A 4,785-nucleotide genomic window follows, 5' to 3' on the forward strand; every position below is an offset into this window, starting at 1 on the left:
GACACTCGAAACTTTCGACATGGCCCTTATTTGATCTGTAATTTCTCGGTATCCATAGGATTGTATCATTTCTTCCACGGTATCAAGCCCCAGGCGTAAAGAGGCTACCTGGGCGGACAGATCAGCCAAGTTTTCTGCAGGTTGGCGGGATGGATATTTTCCACTTTGTAAGAGTTTTTCGACCTCATGCATGCGGGATTTCCCTGCCGCAAAAAGTAACCGAGGAGAAATGACCACCCCTTCTTCGGCTAGAGAGTTTGTGGATGCGGGCATAGAACCGGGGCTTTTCCCTCCAATCTCAGCATGGTGTGCACGGTTGGCCAAATAAGCAACCGGTCGATCTTTACCCTCGGCAAAAACTGGTGCCAGCACAGTAACATCTGGAAGGTGAGAACCCCCAAAGGCAGGATGATTGCTCACCACGATATCACCAGGGCATAGTTTGGGTAAAAAGTTTAATAGGGTTCGGGCACATACCCCCAAAGCTCCAAGGTGCACTGGAACATGCGGTGCATTGGCAACGAGGTATCCGTCTTGATCAAGTAAGGCACAGGAAAAATCGAGGCGTTCACGGACATTTACCGACAAGGCTGTACGTTCCAACTGGGCTCCCATTTCCTCGGCAAGGCAGAAAAAACGGTTGGTAAAAAGTTCGCGACTGGCAAAGCCAAGAGATCCGAGACCTTTTTTCTTTTTTTGCTCTTCCCGATTGAGCATAAAACTTCCCCGACTTCCCTTGGTTGCCCGCCAGCCTTTTGCGATCCAAAGGCTGCCAAAATCATCTGCCACCAAGCAGGGACCCATAAGTTCAGCACCCACCTGAACTTCAGTACGATTGTAGATCTTTCGCCCATCCCCTGGTGGCAAGCTTGCGGTTCTTACAGAAAAAGATTCCTGCTCCAGCCTGGGCGAAGGGCCGACCACTCTGACTCGCAGCGAGTATAGCTCGAGGGCACGATCCGTTGGTAAATAGCCAAAAACTTTAAGAAATTTATCGCGATACAAACGGGAAATTTCCGTGAATTTGGAGTAAGGAACTTCCAAGGGTGCATCCTGTCCGGCCAAGCGAACAAAAGCGGTCTTCTGATCCAATTTGCCATCCTTGACTGGCAAGGCATTCAAGGTTTGAGCAACAAGTTGACTCTCGATCTCTCTGATCGATTCATCATCCAAGGGAAGAAGAATTGATCTTTCCCCCACCCTTTCCAGGCTGGCACAGGACAGACCATAAGCACTTAACAGTCCTGAATCTGCGGGGGATAAAATTTGGGACATCCCCAAACGCTCCGCCACTCCACATGCATGCTGCCCACCGGCTCCGCCAAAGCAAACCATACTATGATCAGTCGGGTCGTATCCCTCTGCTACAGATACCTTGCGAATTGCATTGGCCATGGCATCGTCCGCCAAGGACAGAAACCCGTACAGAAGATCTTCCGATGACTGGCCACTTTGCTCCACCCATTGGTTAAGGCATTTCTGGGAGGCTGATTCAAGCACGGGTGTAGAAAATTGGGAGGGATCCAGACGACCGAGCAATAAATTTATATCGGTCAGACACAAAGGACCTCCAAAGCCATAACAAGCAGGCCCCGGATAAGCCCCGGCACTCTCAGGACCGACTTTCAACAAGCCATCCACTACCCGGCAAATAGAACCGCCACCGGCAGCAACCGTTTCGATTCGCATCGCCACATTGTCCACCCGGGCATCACCAACCTGGTGGCTTGATTGATAAGCAAAAGAACCGGAGTAACGGGAAACATCCGAACTCGTTCCTCCCATGTCTAAATTGATGAAATTCCCCAACCCGGCTGAACGGGCGACTGCGGACGCACCGACCACCCCGCCTGCCGGACCACTAAGCAGACTATCGATTGCCCGGTAATCCGACCGGCGGGACAACCCGCCTGAACTCGAACACACCAAGGTCTCGCTCCCCTGGCCTAGCCCCTTCTCCACTGCATCTAAATAACTGTTTAAAACTCCAGACAAATAAGCTTCCACCACCGAAGATTCACAACGGGGCAACCACTTTTGAAAACGCCGAATTTCGGCCGAACAAACCACTCGTTCAAATCCCCAGTCCAAAAGAGCTTGGGCAACGAACTTTTCGTGAGTATCATTGATATACGAGTGGAGAAAGGACACCACCGCCACCCGCTCGCCCTGGGCCAGAAGTTCGCGGGCAAGGGGTTCAACAAGTGAAAGATCGGGCACTTGTATTGGTTTACCTTTGGGGTCCATTCGTTCCGCAACCTCGACCACCGGACCGTGCAGGACAGGACGTTTTTGAGGAACAAGATCAAAGAGTCCGGTACGTCTCTGATCCCCAATATCCAATAAATCGGGAAAGCCACTGGTCAAAAAAAGAACGGGGGGATTGCCCTTCCCTTCAAGTAGTGCATTGGTACAACGAGTGGTAGCCAAACGCATTACGGAAGTCACCTCATCTGGAGATATTCCAGCACGGGAAAGAATTAATCTTTGCCCAAGCACTGGGGCCTCTTCTCCAGACAACAGTTCGATGGCTGATCCCGGAACAATTTGGTCTGGTACTTGAGCATCCAAAACGAGCCTAGCCTTAGAGTGTTGCCAACCGATTACATAGATGGGGGATTGATCTTTCCCAGATTGCAAACAAAACCCAAGGGGAAAAGAATCCGGCCAATTAGGTGAACCGGTCAGAAGGATACTACCGTCGGACTCAATTTTTAAAACTTGGGCAGACAAACTCCCCCGAGAAAGTACCTTTGCCCGATGAAGGTTCCCGCATGGATCATGGGCCAGGCAATCCGTGAAGGTACCTCCCGTATCAATAAAAAAGGACCAATGGGAAGTCTTTGAATTCATCAATGTGGACAACCGTTTGCCCAGGACTCAAGAATAGGCAGGTAATCCTTAGGTAATTGTATTTGGCGGGCTCCTTCAACCACTGCCGTTTGGTAGCGAGGTTGGGGAATTCCATATTGATAATCACAGGACAAATAGACCCACACCTTCGCAAAGGTATTTTGCCCTAGCAATTCCACCTCCATTTCCACACGTTCATAATACCCCCCAGCTACTCCCTCGTAGTGATCGAGGGCACGCCAATGTTTTTCTTTTAAAGTCCAAAGACAGCCAAGTACCTTTGAGCCCTCCTTTTTTTCGATCCCCGCATAACCATTTCCATTGATAAAATATTGCCAATCCGCAAGACGGGCGATTTGGCCGAGCATAGCACCTGGACAGCGCATCGCCATCTGATCGAGGTTCATATTTGAACCATAAGCAAAGTACATGGTAGACATCTGAAAATAATTACATTGGAATCAGCATGATGTTGGGACGGATCAAGAAACTGGCAAGTGTGGAACTGCTTTCGTGCTTGTAAAGGCGACAAAAATAGGCAGTATTTGTGCCCATCGTTAGGAACCACTCTTCGGAGTTGTCCCCTTGACTGTATCAAACCAACCAATCCAAGAGGCGAGGAAGGAATGACGAAAACGGCGTTACGGCTAAACCTGAAACGCGAATGGGCATCCGTCCATTCTTCGAGTCGAGCAATCCAATAAGACCAATGTCAAAACAAGTAAATAAACAGTCAATCATCGAAGATAATCGTTCCCATGAGAAAGATACCGGGTCCAGCGAGGTACAAGTTGCCCTGCTTACCGCTCGTATCAATCACCTTACGGAACATTTGAAAACCCACCGCAAGGATTTCCACTCCCGCAGAGGATTGCTAATGATGGCAGCCCGCCGGAGAAAACTTTTGGATTACCTTAAGAAGAACGACCTGAAAGGCTACAAAGATTTAGTCGAGAAACTCGGCTTGCGTCGCTAAAGGATCGATCCCCTCTTTCTCATTCTTGCAATTTTTTTCATACTCGAAGCCATGCGTTGGCCCGAGTCTTTTTCCTTTTTTTGCGGATCAATGGTACTCTAATGTGCCGCTTGAAACTGTTGGAAAGGCTTTGCCCAGACAATCCGGTCCGGTCAATGGATGAATCGAAGAAATAAGTAAAATACCCAAACCTAGTACGAATCAATGAAACAAAAGTATAATGTAAACGCCGAAAAACTCGGCATTCAAATCTCTTCTGGCACACTTGCCGGATTGGCCGGTGGAGCCGTAACGATAACCCAGGGGGAGACCAGCGTGTTTGTCTCTGCAACTGCCTCTTCCACCCTGCGCCCAGGACAGGACTTTTTCCCCTTAACCGTGGATTACCGTGAAAAATTTACCGCCGCTGGACGATTCCCTGGTGGATATTTCAAGCGCGAAGGGAAACCAACAGAAAAAGAGGTTCTCACTTCTCGTCTTTGCGATCGTCCGTTACGCCCCCTATTTCCCAAGGGTTTTTTAAATGAAGTTCAATTAATCGGTTACCTTCTTTCGACCGACATGGAAAACGAAGGCGATGTATTGATGGTTAATGGTGCTTCCGCCGCCCTTATGATTTCTGATATTCCATGGAATGGACCAATTGGATGTGTACGCTTGGGACAAATTGACGGCGAATTCGTGGTCAATCCAACCAACGAACAAATGTACGATTCCGCACTCGATCTGATTTATGTCGGAAGTGAAAAGGAAATGATGATGATCGAAGGTTCGGCTGATCAAATCCCTGAAGATCGTTTTGTCGAAGCCCTCGAGTTTGCTCATGAATCCATTCAGGAAATCATTGCAGCCCAGCGCGAATTAGCCGAACTTTGTGGCAAGCAAAAGAAGGACTTTGACTTGGTCAAGGCACCAGACAATGTCTTAGAACTTTGCCGTGAAATTACTGGAAATCG

3 protein-coding genes and 1 pseudogene are annotated in these 4,785 nt (G+C 48.9%); 2 read left to right on the forward strand and 2 right to left on the reverse strand.

What is annotated here, in order from left to right; genetic code table 11:
- A partial coding sequence (locus ACKPQ4_RS02370; protein ID WP_407679609.1) for a hydantoinase/oxoprolinase family protein occupies positions 1-2,853 on the reverse strand: 2,853 nt, incomplete at its 3' end.
- Positions 2,853-3,293, reverse strand: a complete 441-nt coding sequence (locus ACKPQ4_RS02375) for a gamma-glutamylcyclotransferase family protein (protein ID WP_407679610.1) — start codon at positions 3,291-3,293, stop codon at positions 2,853-2,855. The genes ACKPQ4_RS02375 and ACKPQ4_RS02370, both read right to left, overlap by 1 nt.
- 269 nt (positions 3,294-3,562) lie before the next feature.
- Here ACKPQ4_RS02375 and rpsO point away from each other — a divergent pair, with 269 nt between their 5' ends.
- Positions 3,563-3,829 (forward strand): 30S ribosomal protein S15, encoded by a 267-nt coding sequence (gene rpsO / locus ACKPQ4_RS02380; RefSeq protein ID WP_407679611.1) that lies wholly within the window; start codon positions 3,563-3,565, stop codon positions 3,827-3,829.
- 204 nt (positions 3,830-4,033) lie between these two features.
- Positions 4,034-4,785, forward strand: a pseudogene (locus ACKPQ4_RS02385) (polyribonucleotide nucleotidyltransferase); the annotation flags it as partial.

The organism is Candidatus Chordibacter forsetii (assembly GCF_964187505.1).
Classification (GTDB): domain Bacteria; phylum Verrucomicrobiota; class Verrucomicrobiia; order Opitutales; family Seribacteraceae; genus Chordibacter; species Chordibacter forsetii.

Coding starts and splice junctions, on each gene's coding strand:
- rpsO (WP_407679611.1), top strand. CDS start 3,563: ATGTCAAAACAAGTAAATAAACAGTCAATCATCGAAGATAATCGTTCC.
- ACKPQ4_RS02375 (WP_407679610.1), bottom strand. CDS start 3,293: ATGTCTACCATGTACTTTGCTTATGGTTCAAATATGAACCTCGATCAG.